The organism is Lentzea sp. NPDC036955, assembly GCF_055608005.1.
This window is the reverse complement of the sequence record NZ_JBVJRC010000005.1, coordinates 149,035-170,704: the sequence shown is the minus strand read 5'-3', so window position 1 is coordinate 170,704 and position 21,670 is coordinate 149,035. Positions and strand designations below refer to the sequence as shown.

Here is a 21,670-nt window from a genome sequence, read left to right as displayed (position 1 = left end):
GCACGCAGGAGGGGCGGCACCGTGGTCCGGTACCGCCCCTCCTGCCCACGGCGTCTGCAAGTACTACCAACACGAAGTCGGTGGTACTTGCAGACGCCCCGACTGCTTACTGCTGCGGGCCGCCGAAGCCACCGGGCGGCGTGCCCGGCGAACCGAACTGGCCCGGCTGCGGCATGAAGCTCGTCTGCTGCGGCGGCTGACCCGGCTGCTGGGGCTGCTGCGGCTGCTGACCGAACTGCTGTTGCTGCTGCGGTGCCTGCTGCTGCGGCTGCTGGCCGAACTGCTGCTGCGGAGCGGCGTGCTGCTGCTGGTGCTGGTGGCCCTGCTGCGGGAACGCGCCCGACTGCGGGTTCCAGCCACCGGGCTGGCCCGCGTACGGGTTCGCCGGCTTCGGGTCGAACTTCACGATGCCCTCGCCGAGCAGCAACGCCAGCACGAGCGCGGCGGTCTGCAGCAGCGAGACGATCAGCAGCACGATCGCGAGGCCGTCGACCGACGAGGCCTTGATGATGCCCTGGAGCAGTTCCAGCGTCTGCACCGCGGCGAGCGCGGCGGCGACCGGCAGGAACCTCGGGGCGTTCGGCAGGAGCGTGAGAGCGGCGAGCGCGGCGGCCGCCAGGATCCACGTCACGCCGCCGACGCTGTCGGAGAAGGCGAGCAGGTAGGCGACCAGGCCGAGACCGGCGCCCACCATCGGGAGGATCATGCCCAGGTTGAGGTTGCTCGCGCCGGGAGCGGCGCTGGGCTGCTGCGGTGCCGGACCCGGCGGCTGCTGTTGGGGTGCGCCGTAAGGCACGGACATGTCGAGGTCTCCTCCTCCAGCTGGGTGAATCCCAAACGCTAGTCGATGCGTGTGCTCAGACGATGACCGGATCACGCCGGTTCCGCCACACGAACCCGTCCGACCCGAAATTACCCCTGCCGCAGACGCACGCGGGGACCTTTCGTACTCAATGACGGTACGAAAAGTCCCCGCGTGCGGTTCAGCTCAGACCGGCTCGGGTCAGAGGGCGTTCATGATCTCGCGCATGAGGGCGGCGGTCTCGGACGGCGTCTTGCCGACCTTGACGCCGGCGGCCTCGAGGGCCTCCTTCTTCGCCTGCGCGGTGCCCGCGGAGCCCGAGACGATGGCGCCGGCGTGGCCCATGGTCTTGCCCTCCGGAGCGGTGAAGCCCGCGACGTAGCCGACGACCGGCTTGGTCACGTTCTCCTTGATGTACGCCGCGGCGCGCTCCTCGGCGTCACCACCGATCTCACCGATCATCACGATCGCGACGGTCTCCTCGTCGGCCTCGAAGGCCTCCAGGGCGTCGATGTGCGTGGTGCCGATGATCGGGTCGCCACCGATGCCGATCGCGGTGGAGAAACCGAAGTCCCGCAGCTCGTGCATCATCTGGTAGGTCAGCGTGCCCGACTTCGACACGAGGCCGATCTTGCCGCTGCCCGCGATGTTCGCGGGGATGATGCCGGCGTTCGACTTGCCGGGGCTGATGATGCCGGGGCAGTTCGGGCCGATGATGCGGGTCTTGTTGCCCGTCGCGACGGCGTGCGCCCAGAAGTAGGCGGTGTCGTGCACCGGGATGCCCTCGGTGATGACGACGGCCAGCTCGATCTCGGCGTCGATCGCCTCGACCACGGCGGCCTTCGAGAAGGTCGGCGGGACGAAGATCACGGTCACGTTCGCGCCGGTGGCCTCCATGGCCTCCTTGACGGTGCCGAAGACCGGGAGGACGGTGCCGTCGAAGTCGACCTTCTCGCCCGCCTTGCGCGGGTTCACGCCACCGACGATGTTCGTGCCGGACGCGAGCATGCGCTTGGTGTGCTTGGTGCCCTCGGCACCGGTCATGCCCTGGACGATGACCTTGCTGTTCTCGTTGAGGAAGATAGCCATCTGACTCAGACCCCCGCAGCCGCGAGCTCGGCGGCCTTGGCGGCCGCGTTGTCCATCGTGTCGACAACGGTCACCAGCGGGTGGTTGGCCTCGGCGAGGATCGCGCGGCCCTCCTCCACGTTGTTGCCGTCCAGGCGGACGACGAGCGGCTTGGTGGCCGAGTCGCCGAGGATCTCCAGCGCCTTCACGATGCCGTTGGCCACGGCGTCGCACGCGGTGATGCCGCCGAAGACGTTCACGAAGACCGAGCGGACGGCCTCGTCGCCGAGGATGACGTCCAGGCCGTTCGCCATGACCTCGGCGGACGCGCCGCCGCCGATGTCGAGGAAGTTCGCGGGCTTCACGCCGTACTGCTCACCGGCGTACGCGACGACGTCCAGGGTGGACATCACGAGACCGGCACCGTTGCCGATGATGCCGACCTCGCCGTCGAGCTTGACGTAGTTGAGCCCCTTCTCCTTGGCCTTGGCCTCGAGGGGGTTCTCCGCCTGCTTGTCGACCAGCTCGGCGTGGGCCGGGTGGCGGAAGCCGGCGTTCTCGTCCAGCGTGACCTTGCCGTCGAGGGCGATGACCTTGCCCTCGGGGTCGCGGACCAGCGGGTTGACCTCGACGAGCGTGGCGTCCTCCGCGACGAAGGTCTCCCACAGCTTGACGATGACGTCCACGACCTGGTCCTTGACCTCGGCCGGGAAGTTCGCCGCGTCGGCGATCTCGGTCGCCTTGGCCTGGTCGACACCCTGGATGGCGTCGATGTGGATCTTCGCGAGGGCCTCGGGCTTGGTGGCCGCGACCTCCTCGATGTCCATGCCGCCCTCGACGCTCGCCATGGCGAGGAAGGTGCGGTTGGCGCGGTCGAGCAGGAAGGAGAAGTAGTACTCCTCCGCGATGTCGGAGGCGGGCGTCACCAGCACGCGGTGAACGATGTGCCCCTTGATGTCGAGGCCGAGGATGGCGGTCGCCTTCTCCTCGGTCTCGTCGGCGTCCTTGGCCAGCTTCACGCCGCCGGCCTTGCCGCGGCCACCGGTCTTGACCTGGGCCTTGACGACGACGGGCTGGCCGAACTTCGCGGCGATGGCCTTGGCGTCGGCGGGGTTGGTGGCCACATCGCCCGGCAGTACCGGGACGCCGTGGGCGGCGAAGAGGTCCTTCGCCTGGTACTCGTACAGGTCCACTCGGGTCTCCTGCGACGTCGGTGTCGGAACACCGCGCCTGGGTGGTCCTCAAGGGGCCGTCAGAACCCACTTGACGCGGCTGGGCCCAGACACTATCGACCTGCGCCTACTGCTCGCACGCCACTCCCGGTGAGGTCGGTCTCAACGGCGGTGAGGTCGATCACGCGTGCATGCGTACGTGCGTCCCAGCGCCCCTGCGGAAGCCGGGTGCGAGCCTTCTCACCTGCTCGCGCGAGCCGCCATAGAGCCCGCCGCGACCAGGAGCGCGACCACGGACGCGAGCGCCAGCCACGTGCCCGGCGCCGCGGTCATCCCCTCGACCCGGTCACCGGTCAGCGGCAGCTCCAGCGCGCGGACGCCGACGAGCACGGCCGCACCGGCCAGCACCGCCGCACCGCGTTCCGGGCGGGATCGCAGCGCGAGGGCCAAGCCGGTGACGACCAGCAGCAACGCGGCGACGAGCGTCGTGGAGACGATCGGGTCGTAGTTGCCGAGCAGGTCCGGCGGGGTGTAGCCGGCGGCCTTCATCGTCGGCAACGCGAACGCGCCCACGGCGAACAGCCCGGCCAACAGCACCGCACCCAGCTCTGCGACCGGCACCTGCTCGGCCTTGCGCTGCTCGGCGCTCTCGCGTTCGGCACCGCCCGCGACGGCCGCGCACACCAGCGCGATCAACCCGAACGGGTAGACCGCGGACATGAGCCAGAAGCCCGGCGCCGGCTCGGCGAGGCCGGACTGGCTGGCCAGGCTCACCGTCTGCACGGAGAACACGGACGCGAGCAGGGTCGCGTAGACCGTGAAGACCAGTGCCGGGCGGACCCGGCCGGCGGCGGCGCGCACGAACATCAGCAGCCCCAGCACCGCGAGCACCAGGCCGGTCGGCCACAGCAGCCGGGCCGCGTAGGCCACCGGTGCCTCGCCGTCGACCACGATCAGCGGGGAGAGGGCGCCCACGACGGCGGCGACGGCGGCCAGGAGGGCGAACACGCCCGTGGCCGCGTGCAGCCGGTGCAGGGCGGGTAGGGCGACCTGCTCCGCCGCCCCGTCCTTCTCACTCCTGTCCGCGCGCGCACCGCGGAACGACAGGAGCACCAGCACGACGGCGACGAGCACCGCCACGACCGGGCCCCAGGTGACGCCGAGGCCGTCCGCGAGCAGGCCGGCGGCCAGCGACGGCACGGCCACCGCGGCCAGGCCGAGCGCCACGCCGAGCATGCCGCCGCGGCGCGTGTCCGGGTCGGACGAGCTGCCGGTGAGCGCGGCGACCAGCGGTGCGGCCACGGCCAGCAGCAGCCCGCCGACCAGCCCGAGCACCGGCAGGTCCCACGGGCTGCGCGGCAGCAGGTAGACGTCGGAGGAGCTGAACGGCTCGCCCAGCAGCGCGATCGCGGCGAGCGCGGTGACCGGCAGCAGGACCGCGAGCTGGCGCGGCGCGTCCTCCTCCTCGTCGGCGGGCACGCCGAGCCGGCCCGCCGCGAGCAGACCGCCGGCGAGCACCAGCGCGTGACCGAGGACGAGGACCCAGAGCCCGGCACCGGTCGGCGGCGCCACGAGCCCCGACGGCCGGAACAGCTCAGGCCTGCTCACCGTCATCGTGTGACCGATGATCTGCAGGTCGCCGAGCAGCCGTCCGGGCGCGAACGCACCGACCGCCGCGAGCACCGCGGCCGCGACGAACGGGCGGCCGCGCAGCCACAACGCCCCCGCGAGCGCGGGAGGCAGCAGCGCGAGCACGGCCAGCAGCGGCCACGACGTGTACGCCGGCGCACTGCCGTCCACGACGCCGAGCAACGGCCCGATCGTCGCGAGGAGGGCTCCTGCCGCGGCGAGGCCCCACGCGACGCGCAGCCGGGTGACCGCCGGTGTCTGGTTCTCGAGCTCGGTTCGAGTCATCGCGGGCGAACCTAGCAAGACCACACCCCGCCGCCACGCCGACGCCCTGGTGGAAGGCGGTGGTCCCCCAGGTGGGCGGACGAACGGACGCACCTGTTCACGCAGGTGAACGAAGCCCGTTGAGACGGGACGCGTTCGCTTGTGGAAAAGGGCCGCTGGGTACTCCTTTCCGGTGAGATCATCACTTACCGTCGCCCCCATGAGCGACAACGGCCGGTCGTGGACGGGGCGTCTCGCCGACGCCGTTCTCGATCGCGCCGGCCGAGGTGTGCACACGGCCCGCGACATCACCGAAGAAGCCAAGGTCGCGCTGCGTGCGCTGGCCACGCCCGGCGGCGTGCGCGGGGCGGCGATGGAGGCGGTCTGGCTGACCGCCCACGCCGTGCTCTACCCCTGGGGTGCCGTCACCGAGCAGCTGCGCCCGGACGGCCACTTCCGGCACTACCGCACCGACGGCCTGCCGCCCCGCCAGCGGGGGCTGGTGGTTTCGGCGATGGACGCGGCGGGCACCCCGATCGTGTTGGTGCACGGCATCGGGGACAACCGCTCCGCCTTCGCGGTGCTGTCGGGGGCGCTGCGGAGGCGGGGCTTCGGGGTGGTGCACGCCGTCAACTACAGCGTGCTGACCGCGCTGACCGGCGACGTCCGGCGGTCGGCCGCCCTGCTCGGGGAGCAGATCGAGCGGATCTGCGAGCAGACCGGTTCCGACCAGGTGCACGTCGTCGGCCATTCACTCGGCGGTCTCATCGCCAGGTATTACGTACAACGGCTGCACGGCGACTCACGAGTGCGCACGCTCGTGACCTTGGGGACTCCGCACAACGGCACTCTCACCGCCTATCTGATGCCGACCCCGCTGACCAGGCAGCTGCGTCCCGGTTCGGAGCTCCTCTCCGAGCTCGCCGAGCCCTGCCGGCCGTGCCGCACCCGGTTCGTCGTGGTCTGGTCGGAGATGGACCAGGTCATCGTCCCGCAGCGCAACGCCCGACTGGAGCACCCGTCGTTGCTCGTCGAAGAGCACCAGATACGTGATTCAGGTCACCTTTCCCTCCCGGTTGACACGAGAACGCTTCACGTCGTTGTTACCGCCATCACCCGTATGGATGACTCGTCAACTCACCCCATCGCCGCCGGTGGGGAGGCGTGTCACGCGCCCGGGCTGACCGACCGTCACAGTTGACAGTTGAAACTTGCTGGTCGCCGCCCATTCGGTCGACATAACGAACTGGGGTTTGCCCTCCGGCGCTCGCCGCCGTTACTGTCCCCCGGTCCGTTGTCACGGTCTGGTCACAGAAGGACACCGAGTCAGAACCCCGAAATCTGACTCACCGGGAATCCCCCGCCCGGCAGTCCACCCGACCAGGCTCCCCGAAGGCGGAAGGGCAAGCTTTGAGTCACCACCGCTCCCCCGGCGGCTTTGAACGCACTGCGCTTGAAGAGGCAGTCGACCGCGCTTCCACGCGCACCGTCAGCTCGCACCGGCTCCCCCCGCCGCCGTCGGCGCTGCGCGGACGCATCGTCGTCGCCGCCGTCGCAGTGGGCGCCTTCGCCGCAGCCGGCGCTGGCCAGATCGGCCAGGCAGCCGCGGACGAGGGCAAGGACGTCCAGCTCGCCAACCACACCGGCGGCGCCGCCACCTTCGACGGCATGGGCGGTGACACCGCCTCCGCGCCGCAGATCCTCGCGGTCTCCAAGACGACGTCGGAAGGCTCCGCGGAAGCCGCGAAGCTCCTGCGCAGCCAGCAGCTCACCGTCCAGCGCGAAGCCGCTGAGGCCGAGAAGAAGCGCCCGAAGTTCGTCCGCCCCGCCGCCGGTGAGTTCACCTCCGGCTACGGCGGCCGCTGGGGCACCATGCACCTCGGCATCGACATCGCCGGCCCGATCGGCACCCCGATCCTCTCCGCCGCCGACGGCGTCGTGATCGAGGCGGGTCCCGCCTCCGGCTTCGGCCTCTGGGTCCGCGTGCAGCACGCCGACGGCACCATCACCGTCTACGGCCACGTGAACGACTACAACGTGAGCGAGGGCCAGCGCGTCAAGGCGGGCCAGCAGATCGCCCGCATGGGCAACCGCGGCTTCTCCACCGGGCCCCACCTGCACTTCGAGGTCTGGGAGCCGGGCGGTCAGAAGATCAACCCGCTGACCTGGCTGAACCAGCGCGGCGTCACGGTCTGACCGGTTCCGCAGGTTCGTCCGGCGGTGAACTACGGCCCAGCGGCCTCCTGAGGGGCTTTCCGGGTTTGAGCCAGGTGCTGTGGTGGTACGGGTCGCTCCAGGCGCCCCTGGGGCCTCAGGAGCCTCAAGCGCCACTGCAGCCGCGCTCGTGCCGGACGAAGTGAGCGACCGCCACCCGCCAGACCGAGCACATCCGCCTGCGCCACCGCCGCCCGCACCCCCGGCAGGCCCCGCTCTCCGTCGTCTCGTGGAGGTGCAGGAGCGCCCGCCAGGCCTCCACGAGCATGACCGCGTGCTCTGGGTTCCCACTCGCGCCGGCTTCGAGCCGCGCGAGATCGCCGAACACACGTTCGCGCAGAACCTGAGCAAGTACGTGATCCACCGCGAGCACTCCCGCCGAGTCGAGTTCCTCATGCGGTCGATTGTGCTCAGGGGGTCTGACAATTTCGGCGCACCGCGCCCCACCTGTGAAAACGATGCGGCCGGACCGCTCTCCCGTTCGGTCCGGCCGCACCTTCGCCGCGAAGTTGGGCCCCCGCCGTCCCTTCGCTCCCCTTCGTGCGCGAGCTGCTCCTGCTTGCCCCGGACCGCCCCGAACGTTCCGATGGCCGTGCTGCTTGCGACACCCACATAGACGCACGGGGTTGCGGGTCGTTGCGCAGGTTTTCCGAATTGCTGTGAATTTGGTCAAGCGCAACTCAAGTCGCAGGTCAGACGGGGTGCGACCGGTGTCCCGGCTGTCACCCGGACAGGTGAAGTCAGCGGAACGCCCCGCCGAGCGCGCGGGTGCACGGCGCCGAAACAGCACGCGCCGCCAACGACGGCGTTGGCGGCGCGGGTGTGCCGGCTCGTGCGGTCAGAGCTTCGTCATCGGCACGCTGCCGATGAGCATCAGGCGGACCGTGCCCGAACCGCCGAAGTCGATCGTGGCGGTGGCGCGCAGACCCGCGCCGTCGACGGCCACGACACGGCCCAGGCCGTACTTGTCGTGGGTGACGCGGTCCCCCACCTCCAGCTTCATCGCCGGGGCGTCCTTCCAGCCCGCCTTGCCGGGGGCGGGGCGGGTGAGGCCGCGGGAGGCGATGCCGCCGCTGGAGGCCGCCGAACGGCCCCAGGTCGTGGCCGCGGCGGGGGCGGAGCGGGAGGGTTCCACGCGGCGCCAGTCGATGAGGTCCTGGGGGATCTCGCCGAGGAAGCGGGAGGCCGGGTTCGCCGAGGGCTGGCCCCAGGCGGAGCGGACCAGTGCGCGGGAGAGGTACAGGCGGCGCTGGGCGCGGGTGATGCCCACGTAGGCGAGGCGGCGTTCCTCGGCCAGCTCGGCCGGGTCGCCCAGGGCGCGCATGTGCGGGAAGACGCCGTCCTCCCAGCCCGTCGAGAAGACGACCGGGTACTCCAGGCCCTTGGCGGTGTGGATGGTCATCAGGGTGACCACGCCGTCGGACTCGGCGTCGGGGATCGAGTCGGCGTCCGCGACCAGCGACACGCGCTCCAGGAACGCGGGCAGCGACGGCACCGGCTCCGCACCCTCGGGGAGCTCCAGCTCGGTGAACTCGCGGGCCACCGTGACGAGCTCGTTCAGGTTCTCCACGCGGGTGTGGTCCTGCGGGTCCTCGCTGGCCTCCAGCTCGGTGCGGTAGCCGGTCTGCTCCAGCACCGCTTCGAGGATGTCGGCCACGTCGTCCTCGCGGGCGACCATCTCACCGAGCGCGTCCATCATCTCGACGAAACCGGCGATCGCGTTGCGGGAGCGCGGGTTCAGCATCGGGACGCGGTCGTGGACGGCCTCGCGCAGGGCCGCGGCGAAGCTGATCCGCTCGCGTTCGGCGTAGGCGGAGACGCAGGCCTCCGCCCGGTCGCCGATGCCGCGCTTGGGCACGTTGAGGATGCGGCGCAACGACACCGTGTCCTCGGGGTTGGCCAGCGTGCGCAGGTAGGCCAGCGCGTCGCGCACCTCGCGCCGCTCGTAGAAGCGGACACCGCCGACGACCCGGTACGGCAGGCCGAGGCGGATGAAGATCTCCTCGAACACGCGCGACTGGTTGTTCGTGCGGTAGAAGACGGCGATCTCGGAGTTGTTGACCTCGCCGCCGTCGACCAGCCGGTCGATCTCGTTGGCCACGAACGCGGCCTCGTCGTGCTCGTTGTCCGCGACGTAGCCGACGATCTTCTCGCCCTCGCCGAGGTCGCTCCACAGCGTCTTGTCGCGGCGGTTCGCGTTGCGCGAGATCACCGCGTTCGCCGCGGTCAGGATGTTCTGCGTGGAGCGGTAGTTCTGCTCGAGCAGGATCGTCGTGGCGTCCGGGTAGTCCCGCTCGAACTCCACGATGTTGCGGATCGTCGCGCCGCGGAACGCGTAGATCGACTGGTCGGCGTCGCCCACCACGCACAGCTCGGCCGGCGGGAGCTCGCCGCCCGCCTTGCCGACGAGCTCGCGCACCAGCGTGTACTGCGCGTGGTTCGTGTCCTGGTACTCGTCGACCAGCACGTGCCGGAAGCGGCGGCGGTAGTGCTCGGCCACGTCCGGGAACGTCTGCAGCAGCTCGACCGTCTTCATGATCAGGTCGTCGAAGTCGAGCGAGTTCGACTCGGTCAGCCGCCGCTGGTAGATGGTGTAGACCTCGGCGACGCGGCGCTCCAGGTCGTTCGTCGCCTGCGCGGTCGCCGTCTCCGGGTCGACCAGCTCGTTCTTGAGGTTCGAGACGTGCACGGCCAGCGTGCGCGCCGCGTACTTCTTCGGGTCGAGGTCCAGGTCGCGGGCGACGAGCGTGATGAGCCGGCGCGTGTCGTCGCTGTCGTAGATCGAGAAGTTCGACGACATGCCCAGCGTCTTCGCCTCGCGGCGCATGACCCGCACGCACATCGAGTGGAACGTCGACACCCACATCGAACGGGCGCGCGCGCCCACCATGTCGGCGACGCGCTCCTTCATCTCCGCAGCGGCCTTGTTCGTGAACGTGATGGCCATGATCTCGCCGGGGTGCACGTCGCGCTCCGCCAGCAGGTACGCGATCCGCCGGGTGAGGACGCGCGTCTTGCCGGAGCCGGCGCCCGCCACCACGAGCAGGGGCGTGCCGGCGTGCTCCACGGCACGGCGCTGCGCGGGGTTCAGGTCGTCGAGCAGGTGGCCCGCGCGGGAAACGGGGGGACTTGAGGGCAAGTCGAACAAGGCGCTCATCGTCCATCCACGGTACCGGGCGGCACCGACAAATCCGGTACCGCCCGACCATGTGTTCGACGAGCAGGTTCGATCAGGTGCTCGTGTCGACCTCGTAGGCGACCCCGGCATGGACGTCGTCGTGGCCCGCGCTCTCGGCGTAGACGTCGATGCTGTCCGTGTGGTGCTGGAGCCCCTTGGTGCCCAGCGTCAGCGTCGGGAACGCCTCGTCCGGCACCGCGAGGAAGTCGGCCTGGCAGTGGACGCCCTCGACGCCGGGACCACCCGCGACGTCCCAGCACGTCCAGTGGTCACCCTCGTAGCCGGTGACCTCCAGCTCGTCGGTCGGGAACGAGACGCGGACGTACAGGTCGTCGACGTCGACCGCCGACCGGTTCGTGATGTCGATCGCGAAGCCGCCCGCGTACCCGCCCCTGATCTTCCAGGTGCCGTCCGGCCCGACCAGCCAGCCGGAGGTGGGCGTGAGCGCGACCGACGCGAAGCCGGTCTCCGCCTGAGCGGCGGGAACGGTGAAGGCGGACAGCACGAGGGCAGCAGCCACCCCGAGCACGTACTTCATGAAGACCCCCAGGTCACTGTGTGAGACGCCGAAGCGTGAACGGCGCGACATGTGGCACACTACGTCCATGCGCGCGACGTTCTTCGAGTTTTTCTACGGGACCCGGACTCCGGCTCCCGTGGTCGTCCAGCGCTGACGAAGCCACCACGAAGCCCCGGAGTCCTCGGACCCCGGGGCTTCGTCGCTTCCGGGCCGGGACTCAAGAAGAGTCGAGAGGTCACCACGATGGAATCCACCACCACCGCCGCGTCCGACATCACCGAGCTGCGCGAGGAGATCGACCACCTGGACGCCGAGATACTGCGGCTGGTCCAGCGCAGGGTCGAGATCTCCAAGATCATCGGCGCCGCGCGGATGGCGGCGGGCGGCACGAAGATCGTGCACAACCGCGAGATCGACGTGCTCAACCGCTACAAGCCGCTGGGCCCCGAGGGCAAGGACCTCGCACTGGTCCTGCTCAAGATGGGTCGCGGCCCGCTCGGCAGGTAGTCGCCCACCGGCCCGGCGTCACAGGACGCCGGGCCAAAAAGGCCGCAGCGCCGCGAGCACCCGCTCGAAGTCCGCGTCCACGAGCTGGTCGTCGTCCGGCACGTAGGCCAGCGGGTCCTCCAGCAACGGCTCCGGCAGCCGCAGCAGGCCCTCCACCAGCGCGTGCAGGCACAACGCGCCGTACCCGCGCAGGTAGCCGCCCTCCTGCGTGAGCACGACGCGCGTGCCGAACGCCGCCACCCGCCGCCCAATCTCGCGGTACCCGGCGGCGGTCAGGTTGTGCCGGCCGTTCGGGTCGAACGCCGACCCGTCGAACCCCGACGCGCACACCAGCAGGTCCGGTTCGAACGACCGCAGCAACGGGAACGCGATCTCGTCCAACGCGCGCAGGTACGCCGTGTCGCCCGCACCCAGGGACAGCTCGATGTTCACGTTCCGCCCCTGCGCGCCCACCTCCGAGGGGGCGCCCGTCTGCGGGTGGTTCGCGCCCCACGCCCCATGCCGCATGTGCACGGAGACGGTCAGCACGTCGGGCCGGTCGTAGAACACCTCCTGGGTGCCGTTGCCGTGGTGCACGTCCCAGTCCAGCACCGCGACCCGCAGGCCCTGGCGCCGCGCGGTCTCCGCCACCAGCGCGGCGTTGTTCACGAAGCAGTAGCCGTCCGCCACCGCCGGCTGCGCGTGGTGGCCGGGCGGTCGCACGAGCGCGTAGGCCAGCGGTGCGCCGGACTCCAGCGCGGCCAGTGAGGTGCCCGCCGCCGCACGGACCGCGTTCCACGTCTCGGGTCCGACGACCGTGTTCACCTCCAGCGGCACACGCTCGGACACCCGCAACGAGTCCAGGTACGAAGCCGAGTGCACGCGCAGAAGCTCGTCCACGGATGCATGGCGCCCTTCGTGCCACCGGAGGTGCCCCGCCACCGGGCCGTGCTTCAGCGCGTGCCGGAACGTCCGCAGCCGCGCCGCGTTCTCCGGGTGCGGCTCCGGCACGTCCAGCCACGGCCAGGAGCCCGGCAGCTCCCACAGCCCTTCGCCGGCGTCGTGCTCAAGGCAGTCGTCGTGCCAGAACATGTCCACCCGAATCGGATATCAGGGCGATCACGGATGGTCCACCGGAAAAATCCGGGGGCACACTGGAGGCATGGGCCTCATCGCCGCACTGATCGCCATCGCCGGCCTGCTCGCCGCCTTGGCGCACGACGCATACCTGGGCATGCTCGGCTCTGCCGCCGGCAAGAAGGGCGCGGCCGGAGCACCTGTCGCGCAGTTCGTCCGCAGCCGCTGGAAGGCGGCGATCATCACCACCGCGGGTGCCGTGATCGGCTTGTTGATCACCGGCGGTGACACCCTGGGCGCCGACGTCATCGGTGCGCTGATCGCCAGCGGCAGCGGTCTCGCGGCCCTGAACGGCGTGCAGCGCACGCAGAAGCAGTTGAAGAGCGGCCAAGCTCAGCTGCCTCCGCGGTAGAAGTTCACACCTCCGGGTGTCACTCGTCCTGAATTACCCCTTCAGGTCGCTTCCGCACGTCCGAACGGCCCTACCCTGGTTGCGTCGCAGAGGGGTGTCGGGATGGACGAACAACCGGGCAAACATCGTCTCGACGACTGGGTCGCACACGAACGACCCGTCGTCGGGGGCGACCGCATCCCACTGCCCCGCAGCCGCCCGATCGACCCGATCGCGGACACGGACGGGCTGCGCAAGTTCAACATCGGCATGGTCCCCGCGTCGGTCACGCCCCCGCGCACCTGGAAGCGGGCGGCGTGGTTCGCCGTCGTGTCCTCGGTGCTCGTGCTGGTCGGCCTGAGCGTCGCCGCGGCCAAGCTGGTCAGCGGCGGCGGCCAGGTCGAGCGGATCGGCCTGCCCGGCTACCCGTCGGACGTGCCGCTGATCTCGGCCCTGCCGACGGCGGTCAGCCCGACGTCCGCGACCACCGCCGGCACGCGGACGTCCCCTGCGAACACCGGCCGCGGCAACCCCGTCCCCGGCACGGGCGGCGCCACACCCGGCTCCGCGGCGCCCCGCAGCAGCGGCCAGGGCGCCCCGACCGGCAGCGGCACCAAGCCGCCCGGCACCGCAGCGCCCGTCATCACCACCGTGCCGCTCTCGCAGGCGCCGGCGGTCGACGGCACCGAGATCGCCCAGCGGACCGAGGACTTCTACCGGGAGATGACGGCGAACGCGGACACCGCGCTCGCCCTGACCACCGACACCGTGCGCGCGAACGCCGGTTCGCTGCTGGAGGGCCGGCTCGCCGACATCTCGCTGATCGAGGTGGAGGAGATCGTGGTCGACCCCGGCAAGGGCCTCACCGTGAGCCTGCTGCGGCTCACCAAGAAGGACGGCTCGGTCAGCCAGGAGAAGCGCGAGCTCAGCTTCACGCTCGGCGAGCTGCCGCTGATCAGCGGTGAACGGTTGAAAGCCGGCGGGTGACCGGCACTCAAGGTCCGGCCCTGAGCTACCGACCGTAGTAGGTAACACCTTCGAGCGAATCCACGGCTCCGCTGGACGCCACAAACGGCTGAAGTCCGTCGAGAAACTGGCGTTGCCGCGTGAGGCCACGGTACGTCTTCAGGTGACCACGGACAGTACGGAGGACCAGGACAGTGCAGCGTCCCGCGACGACCGGACGACGTCACACCCGTGCCGGGTCGATCAGCGTGGCCGAGCTGATCAGGCAGCAGCCGGGCCCGATGCGCATCCCGTCCGCCGAGGAAGCCGCGACCGACGCGCTCGTCACGTCGTTGCTCGGCCCCACCGAGCCCGCGCCACCGGCCGGACCCGGCCGCCGGCGCCGTGCGAGCGACAGCCGCGCCGCCCAGGTCGCGGGCGTGCTCACCGGCGCGATCGTCCTCGTCTCGTCGATCGCGGGCGCGGCGATCCTCGCGGGCAGCCGCCCGCCGAACTCCGGCGTCCCGTTCACCGAGCGCCCCGTCGCGCTGTCCGGTGCGCAGGCGCTGCGCCCTGACCTGCTGTCCGCCCAGCTGCCGAGCGAGTACACACCGCCGCGGACCGCTCCCGAGGTCCCCATGCCGCAACCGTCCGCGCTGCTGCTGACCTCGCCCACGCGGTCGGCGGACCCGTCGGCCGGACCGTCGGCGGAGCCGTCGGGAGAGCCCGCCACGCCGCTGGTGTCGACCGGCCCGCAGCCGCAGGTGGACGTGGTGAAGCGGTTCTACGAGCTGCTCACGACCAAGCCGGGTGCCGCGGCCAAGCTGCTCTCGCCCGACCTGGTGGGCACGAACCCGCGGGAGTTCGTCGAGTCGTGGGGCACGATCCGCACGGTCAACGTCGACCAGACCTCGCTGCGCCCGAACGGCAGCGTGCTCGCCGTCGTCTCGATGCAGGAGTGGAACGGGAGCTGGCTGCGCATCGAGCAGCTCTTCTGGCTCACCGACACGACCCAGCCGCGGATCATCGGCACCGAGGTCCTTTCGGCGCAACGGAGCTAGCCCGCCGAGTTGTGCCGCGCTCAACCCCGTTCGCCGTTCGCAGTCGAACGGTGACCGCTCGTCGCGAAGATGAGGTTCGATCGTGAAAATTCCCCCAAAGGGGTTACATCTCGGGTCACGATTCGGTATCCATGTTTCCGCCAGTGCGCAAAGCAAGCCTGGAAGGGTGAACGAGCGGTGTCGATTGAGGACCATCGTCGGCGGTTGACCGGCTCTACCGAGTCGACCGGACAGCTGTCGGTTGCCGAGCTGATCGCCCGCCGCGAGGCGGAGACCATGCCGATCCCGGTGATCACCGACGACATCACCCCCGAGGCGTTCGAGCCGACGATCAAGTTCAGGTCGGTGCGGACCCCGGACGCCAAGCACCCCGGCAGCAAGCCGCGCAAGCAGCCGGCCAAGGAGCTGCACATCACCGAGCTGCTGCGCCGCGAAGGCCGCGGTGACGACGCGCAGAGCAGCGGCTTCACCGTCGGCAAGCTGGCCGCGGCCGCCAGTGGTGGCGTCGTGCTGTGCGGCACCGTCGCGTTCGCCGCCTCCTCCTGGCTGTCCTCCCCCGACGAGCGCCCGCTCGCCCAGGTGCGGTTCGACGAGCGGGCCCAGGCCCGTGGCGCGAGCGCTGGCACCGAGGGCGTCGTGAAGCTGCCGTCGAACAAGACGCAGCAGGCCGACCAGACCGAGACGGCCGCCGCCGACCCGACCACCGAGCAGGTGCGGGTCGCGCCGTACACGCAGCAGCCGACCCAGCAGCGCCCGGCGCAGCAGCCGCAGGTCCAGCAGCCGACGCAGCAGCAGCCCGCGCAGCCCCCGACCGCGAGCACCCCGTCGTCGGAGACGCAGACCACCCCCACCACGCCGAGCACGCCGCCGTCGAGCGAGACGCCTCCTCCGCCGCCGAGCTCGTCCAGCACGACCCCGCCGAGCAGCAGCACCACGCCCCCGCCGCCGCCCAGCTCGTCGCAGACCCCGCTGCCCACGCCGTCGAACCCGGTGGACGTGAGCGTCGACCTCGGCGTGCTCGACCCGGTGCTCAACACCGTCGGCGGCACGGCCGAGCAGACCGTCGGCGTCTTCGACTTCTTCGCACCGGCTGAGTAACGCATCAACCCGGTAGCACACCGGTCGTACACGACAGGGGTACCCTGTGCGGGCACTCCGGACGACCGCTGACTACCGCACGAGGAGCACGAGCGTGGGACCTGCTGCCACCGCGGTCTCCCCTTCGCTGCGCGCCGGGGTGGTCACGTGACGACGTCCGACGCCACTGACGGGCGGCTGGTCGCCGACCGCTACCGCTTCCTCGACCGGATCGGCTCCGGCGCGATGGGCATCGTCTGGCGCGCCCACGACGAACGCCTCGGCCGCGAGGTCGCGATCAAGCAGCTGCTCCTCGCACCCGGCCTGGACGAGGCCGAGCAGGACGAGGCGATCCAGCGCGCCATGCGCGAGGGCCGCATCGCCGCCAAGCTCCACCACCCGAACGCCATCGCGGTGTACGACGTGGTCGAGGAGGACGGTGTCCCGTGCCTGGTCATGGAGTACCTGCCGTCCTACAGCCTCGCCGACGCGCTGGCCGAGGGCGGGCCGATGGACCCGGTCGAGGTCGCCAGCATCGGCGCCCAGTGCGCGGCGGCTCTGGCGGCGGCGCACGCGGCCGGCATCGTGCACCGGGACGTGAAGCCCGGCAACGTGCTGATCGCCGAGAACGGCATCGTCAAAATCACCGACTTCGGCATCTCGCGGGCCAGCGACGACATCACGGTCACCAAGACCGGCCTGATCGCCGGCACGCCCGCCTACCTGGCACCGGAGATCGCGCGGGGCCAGGACCCGACGCCGGCCTCCGACGTCTACTCGCTCGGCTCGACGCTGTTCGCCGCGATGGAGGGCGAACCGCCCTACGGGGTGAGCGAGAACACGCTCGGTGTTCTGCACGCCGTCGCGGCCGGCCGGATCAACCCGCCGACGGTCGACCACCCGCTCGCCGACACGCTGCTGTACCTGCTGAACTTCGAGGCCGACGACCGGCCGACGATGTCGCAGGCGCGGGAGCTGCTGGCGGCGGTCGCGAACGGCCGTGCGCCGTCGTTCACGGGCCTCGCCGCGGTGGCCGGACCCGACCCCACGGCGATCGTGGAACCCGAGCGGACGCGCATCGTCCGGGCGGCTCCGCGCACGTCGCCGCCGCGGACCGCGCCACCGATGGCGCCCGCGGCCAGGCCGCAGGACAACCGCCCGCTGGTGATCGCGGCGGTCGTGCTGGCGTTGTTGCTGGTCATCGGTGGTCTCCTGGTCGCGCTGGGCGTGTTCACCAAGGAGCAGCAGACGCCGTCCGCGCCGCCGGCGAGCTCGTCCTCCGTGGTGCCGACGACCACGACGGTGCCCGAGGTGACGACCACCACGCCCGAGGCAACGACGACGCGCGAAACAGCGCCCAGCACTACGACGACCACAACTACGACCACCACGACGACGACTACGACCACGACGCCGCCTCCGCCGTCGAAGCCTTCTTCGGTCGTGCAGACCACCACGACGGTGCCGCCTGTCACGACGACCACGACGAACGCCCAACAGGGTTAGGCACGGTTCGGCCGTAGTTATCTCGTAAGGTGGGTAACCGCACCGATGGGTGATGTGAACTCAGACGTGTGATGAGCCGTTGAACAGAGAGCAAGTGACCGCACAGCGGGGAGCAACTGTGACCGACGATGGCCGATTGGTCGCTGGTCGCTACCGATTGAGCCAGCGCATCGGTAGCGGTGCCATGGGCGTCGTCTGGACAGCACACGACGAGCGCCTGCACCGGACCGTCGCGGTCAAACAGCTGCTCCTGCAGCCAGGGCTCGCCGACGGCGACGTGGACGAGGCGAAGAGACGTGCCATGCGCGAGGGCCGCATCGCCGCGCGCCTGCAGCACCCGCACGCCGTCGCCGTGTACGACGTGGCCGAGGACGACGGCCAGCCGTGGCTCGTGATGGAGTACCTGCCGTCGAAGAGCCTGTCCGGCGTCCTGTCCGAACGCGGCACGCTCCCGCCGCGCGACGTGGCCTCGATCGGCATGCAGGTCGCCTCCGCGCTGGCCGCCGCGCACAACGCGGGCATCGTGCACCGCGACATCAAGCCCGGCAACGTGCTGCTCGGCGACGACGGCACCGTGAAGATCACCGACTTCGGCATCTCCCGCGCGACCGGCGACGTCACCGTCACCGCCACGGGCATGCTCGCCGGTACCCCCGCCTACCTCGCCCCCGAGGTCGCCAAGGGCTACGACCCCGGCAGCCCGTCCGACGTGTTCTCCCTCGGCTCCACGCTGTACGCCGCGATCGAGGGCGAGCCGCCGTTCGGCCTGAGCGAGAACACCATCGCCCTGCTGCACAAGGTCGCCTCCGGCAAGGTCAACCCGCCGCGCAACGCCGGCCCGCTGACCGCGCTGCTCATGCGCCTGCTCCGCTCGGAGCCGGAGGAGCGCCCGACGATGGTCGAGGCCCGCGACGCGCTCGCCGCGGTCGCCAACGGCCAGGCCACCCCCGCTTTCACGCCCTCCGTGGTCGCCCCGACGCACCCGCCGTCGTGGCGCGGTGCCCCGGTCCAGCAGCCCCAGTCGGCCGCGACCCGCGCGCTCCCGCCCCCGCCGCCACCCAACGCGACGCGGGTCGACATGCACTCGCACGCGCCGCACACGCCGCCCCGCGCGATGCCGGCGCAGCAGCACCAGCCCCAGCAGCACCAGTCACAGCAGCAGCACCACCGCCCGGCCGCCGCACCGCAGTACTCGCAGCGCCCCAAGCCCTCCCGCCCGGCGCCGTCGTCGTCGTCGAAGAGCAAGAAGTCGACCGTCTACACCGCGATCGCGATCGTGGCGGCCGCGGTCGTCGGCATCATGTTCGCGAGCATGATCTCGAACGGTGGCGGCGGGAACAACGGCAACGGCAACAACAACGCCGGCGGCAACACCTCCACGCAGCAGACGACGGGCAACAACGCGGACCCGACGAACACGGAGAAGCCGAAGATCCTCGAAAAGGCAGGCGCGTGGAGCGCCAGCCCTTCGGTGGAAGAGCGGCAGGCGCTGCTGGAGGCCTACCTGCAGCTGGCCACCAGTTCACCGGAAGAGGCGTGGAAGATGGGCAACGCCGACTTCCAGGCCAACTACCCCGGTGGCATGGCCGGCTTCAAGACCTTCTGGTCGCCCTACAAGCAGGCCAAGCTGGTGAACGCCGACCAGCGGCAGGAGTTCTACTACGTCGTGGACGTCGAGGTCACGAAGAAGGACGGCACGAAGGCGACCATGCAGCGGCAGATCTCGCTGTGGTGGCGCAACAGCAACTTCTTGCTGAGCTACGACAAGCCGTTCGGCGGGGCGTAGTCAGGAGGCCCGCGCGGCTTTCTCCAGCGCCTCGGCCAGCGCGAGCACCGCGGGGTTCCACGCGGCCTCCTCGCGGTAGACGACGTGGATGTGCCGCACCGGTTCGGGGTTGCGCACCTTGCGCAGCACCACGCCCGGATGCGCGTAGCCCAGCCCGAGCCGCGGGATGATCGTGACGCCGAGCCCGGCCGCCACGAAGCCCTGCGCGGTCGCGTAGTCGTCGCTCTCCACCACGACCTGCGGCGCGAAGCCAGCGCCCGCGCACGCGTTCGGCACGAGGTCCTTGCACGGTCCGGAGGCGCCGCAGTCGGCGTAGATCCACGACTCGTCGGCCAGCTCGCCGAGGTCCAGGACGCGTTTGCGGGCCAGGGCGTGGCCGCGGGGCAGGACGGCGTAGAACGGGTCGGTGAGCAGGTGGCGGGCGACCATGCCGGCAGGGGCGGGCTCGTCGGGTTCCATGACCGTGATGGCGACGTCCGCGCGGCCGGCGGCGAGCTCCTCGAAGGGGTCGGCCGGCTCGGTGAGCTTCAGGTCGAGCTCGACACCGGAGCGTTCGGCGCGGAACTGGGCCACGGCGGGTGGCACGAGGGCGGCGCCGGCGGTGGCGAAGTAGCGGACGCGCAGGGTGCCCGCGCAGCCGTTGCGCAACGCGGTGAGGGCGCTCTCGGCCTCGGCCAGCTGTTCGGTGAGGCGGGCTGCGTGCTCGGTGAGCAGGCGGCCGGCGGCGGTGGGGCGGACGCCGCGGCCCACGCGTTCCAGCAGCGGGAGGCCCGCCTGCTTCTCCAGGCCCGCCACCTGCTGGGAGATCGCGGACGGGGTGTAGCCGAGGTTCGTGGCGGCCGCGGTGATGGAACCCGTGGTCACGACGGCCCTGAGGACCTGCATGCGGCGCACGTCGAGCATGCCCCGACCATACAGCGGTGCTTAAAGGTTATGCACAACAATTAAATTGTCTTTACGGGTTGTGCGGCGCATCGTTGTCCGCGTGAACCAACGCGGAACGTTGATCAGGATGGGCGTGCTCGCCCTGCTGTGGGGATCCAGCTTCCTGTGGATGAAGCTCGCGCTGGGGAGCCTGTCGCCCCTGCAGATCTCGATCGTGCGGACGTTCTTCGGGGCGCTCGTGCTGTTCGTGGTGCTCGCCACCGCGCGGATGACCCTGCCGCGGAACCGGCGGATCTGGGCGCACATGACGTTCGTCGCGTTCTTCGGCAGCGCGGTCCCGTTCACGCTCTTCGCCATCGGCGGCCAGACCGTCGACTCCGGCGTGTCCGGGGTGCTCAACTCCACGACGCCGCTGTTCGCGCTGGCCATCGGGCTCGTGCTGGGCACGGAGAAGATCAGCGACCTGGTTCGCATGCTCGGGCTGGGGCTGGGCTTCGCGGGCGTCCTGCTGATCTTCGCGCCGTGGCAGCAGGCCAACAGCATCGCGAGCTGGGGCGCGGTTCTGTGCCTGGCCGGCGCCGCGAGCTACGCCATCGGTTACTCGTACGCGGGCCGCTACCTGGTCAACACGGGCGCCACCTCGACGCAGCTGGCGGCGATGCAGCTGACCACCGCGATGGGCATGCTGCTGCTGGCGCTGCCGTTCGGCGGCCTGCAGCCGCTGCACCTGCACTGGATCGGCGTGGTCGCCGTCATCGTCCTCGGCGTCGCCGGCACCGGTGTCGCGTTCATCCTCAACTACCGCGTCATCGCCGACGAGGGCGCCACCACGGCGACTACGGTCGGTTACCTGCTCCCGGTCGTGTCGGTGCTCCTCGGAGCGGTCTTCCTCGGGGAGCAACTGAACGCAAGGGTCGTGATCGGGATGCTGGTGGTCCTGATGGGCGTCGCGCTGACCCGCCGGAAGCCCGTCTCGGCAGGTCAGGGCGTCTCACCAAACGAGACGCACGACCTGGTCAAACGCTGAGGTGTGAGACGTGCGTCTCCCCCAATAGGATGGTTCCGAGACGAATCGCGTCCTTATCGAGCTGCTGAGCCGTCTCCTCATTGTTGAAGGAGATGGACAACCGCCTGAGAAGGACATCGACATGAACAACGAAAACCTGAAGGTCGTCACCCGCACCACTTTTCACCTCCTCGCCCCCGGCGCGGCCCCCGCACCGGTGGAGGCGGAGCTGGTCTACGACCCAGAAGACCCCTACGCCGTCGCCATCGTGTTCCACACGGGCTCCGGCCGGGTCGAGTGGATGTTCGCCCGCGACCTGCTGGCCGACGGCCTGCTGACGCCGTGCGGCGAGGGCGACATCCTGGTCCGCCCGGCCTCCGACGACCCGGAGCGGGTGCTGGTCGAGCTGAACGCGCCGACCGGGTTCGCGATCCTGAGCGCCGTCGCCGAAGACGTGGCGACGTTCCTCGACAGCTCCTACGACGTCGTCCAGCCGGGCGAAGAGGACCTGTGGATCGACTTCGACCGGGAGCTGCAGAAGCTGGTCTCGACGCTCGACTAGTGCGCCTGCGCGTGCCGGTCGGACGGTGGCAGGGGCGCGGG

The 21,670-nt window shown here is 70.7% G+C and carries 19 protein-coding genes; 11 read left to right on the top strand and 8 right to left on the bottom strand.

Annotated elements, in window-relative coordinates:
* Positions 1-106: 106 nt before the first annotated feature.
* From ACZ7CF_RS18045 to ACZ7CF_RS18030, 4 genes are all read right to left on the bottom strand, one after another.
* Positions 107-802, bottom strand: coding sequence for a DUF5336 domain-containing protein (locus tag ACZ7CF_RS18045; RefSeq protein ID WP_360395873.1), 696 nt, complete (start codon positions 800-802; stop codon positions 107-109).
* Between the two features lie 201 nt (positions 803-1,003).
* Positions 1,004-1,891: a succinate--CoA ligase subunit alpha gene (sucD, locus tag ACZ7CF_RS18040; protein WP_470370053.1), complete on the bottom strand. Its 888-nt coding sequence runs from the start codon at positions 1,889-1,891 to the stop codon at positions 1,004-1,006.
* Between the two features lie 5 nt (positions 1,892-1,896).
* Positions 1,897-3,063 carry an ADP-forming succinate--CoA ligase subunit beta gene (gene sucC, locus ACZ7CF_RS18035; protein WP_360395872.1) on the bottom strand — a complete coding sequence of 389 codons (1,167 nt, stop codon included), beginning with the start codon at positions 3,061-3,063 and terminating at the stop codon, positions 1,897-1,899.
* A gap of 219 nt (positions 3,064-3,282) precedes the next feature.
* Positions 3,283-4,956, bottom strand: coding sequence for a hypothetical protein (locus ACZ7CF_RS18030; protein WP_470370052.1), 1,674 nt, complete (start codon positions 4,954-4,956; stop codon positions 3,283-3,285).
* 199 nt (positions 4,957-5,155) lie between these two features.
* Between ACZ7CF_RS18030 and ACZ7CF_RS18025 the strand changes: the two genes are divergently transcribed.
* Together ACZ7CF_RS18025 and ACZ7CF_RS18020 are read left to right on the top strand one after the other, a co-directional pair.
* On the top strand, positions 5,156-6,136 hold the full coding sequence (locus ACZ7CF_RS18025) for an esterase/lipase family protein (protein WP_470370051.1): 981 nt from the start codon (positions 5,156-5,158) through the stop codon (positions 6,134-6,136).
* A gap of 356 nt (positions 6,137-6,492) precedes the next feature.
* Positions 6,493-7,131 carry a M23 family metallopeptidase gene (locus ACZ7CF_RS18020; protein ID WP_360395867.1) on the top strand — a complete coding sequence of 213 codons (639 nt, stop codon included), beginning with the start codon at positions 6,493-6,495 and terminating at the stop codon, positions 7,129-7,131.
* An 856-nt stretch (positions 7,132-7,987) separates the two neighbouring features.
* Here the strand turns inward: ACZ7CF_RS18020 and pcrA are convergent.
* On the bottom strand, positions 7,988-10,306 hold the full coding sequence (gene pcrA, locus ACZ7CF_RS18015) for a DNA helicase PcrA (protein ID WP_470370050.1): 2,319 nt from the start codon (positions 10,304-10,306) through the stop codon (positions 7,988-7,990).
* Positions 10,307-10,379: 73 nt separating this feature from the next.
* Positions 10,380-10,865 carry a hypothetical protein gene (locus ACZ7CF_RS18010; protein ID WP_470370049.1) on the bottom strand — a complete coding sequence of 162 codons (486 nt, stop codon included), beginning with the start codon at positions 10,863-10,865 and terminating at the stop codon, positions 10,380-10,382.
* Positions 10,866-11,090: 225 nt separating this feature from the next.
* Here ACZ7CF_RS18010 and ACZ7CF_RS18005 point away from each other — a divergent pair, with 225 nt between their 5' ends.
* On the top strand, positions 11,091-11,354 hold the full coding sequence (locus ACZ7CF_RS18005; protein WP_360395863.1) for a chorismate mutase: 264 nt from the start codon (positions 11,091-11,093) through the stop codon (positions 11,352-11,354).
* Positions 11,355-11,372: 18 nt separating this feature from the next.
* Here the strand turns inward: ACZ7CF_RS18005 and ACZ7CF_RS18000 are convergent, their stop codons facing one another.
* Entirely contained in the window at positions 11,373-12,425 is a 1,053-nt protein-coding gene (locus ACZ7CF_RS18000; RefSeq protein ID WP_470370286.1) for an arginase family protein, read from the bottom strand.
* A 70-nt stretch (positions 12,426-12,495) separates the two neighbouring features.
* Here ACZ7CF_RS18000 and ACZ7CF_RS17995 point away from each other — a divergent pair, with 70 nt between their 5' ends.
* The 6 genes from ACZ7CF_RS17995 (at position 12,496) to ACZ7CF_RS17970 (ending at position 19,176) form a co-directional block, all read left to right on the top strand.
* Positions 12,496-12,822, top strand: a complete 327-nt coding sequence (locus ACZ7CF_RS17995) for a hypothetical protein (protein ID WP_470370048.1) — start codon at positions 12,496-12,498, stop codon at positions 12,820-12,822.
* Between the two features lie 102 nt (positions 12,823-12,924).
* The gene (locus ACZ7CF_RS17990) at positions 12,925-13,788 is read left to right on the top strand and encodes a RodZ family helix-turn-helix domain-containing protein (protein WP_360395862.1); all 864 of its coding nucleotides are present in this window, start codon (positions 12,925-12,927) and stop codon (positions 13,786-13,788) included.
* A 173-nt stretch (positions 13,789-13,961) separates the two neighbouring features.
* Entirely contained in the window at positions 13,962-14,807 is an 846-nt protein-coding gene (locus tag ACZ7CF_RS17985) for a superantigen-like protein SSL4 (protein WP_470370047.1), read from the top strand.
* 204 nt (positions 14,808-15,011) lie between these two features.
* Positions 15,012-15,905 carry a hypothetical protein gene (locus ACZ7CF_RS17980; RefSeq protein WP_470370046.1) on the top strand — a complete coding sequence of 298 codons (894 nt, stop codon included), beginning with the start codon at positions 15,012-15,014 and terminating at the stop codon, positions 15,903-15,905.
* Between the two features lie 147 nt (positions 15,906-16,052).
* Positions 16,053-17,390, top strand: coding sequence for a serine/threonine-protein kinase (locus ACZ7CF_RS17975; RefSeq protein WP_360395856.1), 1,338 nt, complete (start codon positions 16,053-16,055; stop codon positions 17,388-17,390).
* 118 nt (positions 17,391-17,508) lie between these two features.
* Complete coding sequence (locus tag ACZ7CF_RS17970; protein ID WP_360395854.1) at positions 17,509-19,176, top strand: serine/threonine-protein kinase; 1,668 nt, start codon at positions 17,509-17,511, stop codon at positions 19,174-19,176.
* On the opposite strand, the gene ACZ7CF_RS17965 is transcribed toward ACZ7CF_RS17970, so the two are convergent.
* The gene (locus ACZ7CF_RS17965; protein ID WP_360395851.1) at positions 19,177-20,079 is read right to left on the bottom strand and encodes a LysR family transcriptional regulator; all 903 of its coding nucleotides are present in this window, start codon (positions 20,077-20,079) and stop codon (positions 19,177-19,179) included.
* An 82-nt stretch (positions 20,080-20,161) separates the two neighbouring features.
* On the opposite strand from ACZ7CF_RS17965, the gene ACZ7CF_RS17960 reads away from it, so the two are divergent.
* Positions 20,162-21,088, top strand: coding sequence for a DMT family transporter (locus tag ACZ7CF_RS17960; RefSeq protein WP_360395849.1), 927 nt, complete (start codon positions 20,162-20,164; stop codon positions 21,086-21,088).
* A gap of 121 nt (positions 21,089-21,209) precedes the next feature.
* Complete coding sequence (locus tag ACZ7CF_RS17955; RefSeq protein ID WP_360395847.1) at positions 21,210-21,629, top strand: SsgA family sporulation/cell division regulator; 420 nt, start codon at positions 21,210-21,212, stop codon at positions 21,627-21,629.
* The last annotated feature ends 41 nt before the right edge of the window (positions 21,630-21,670 follow it).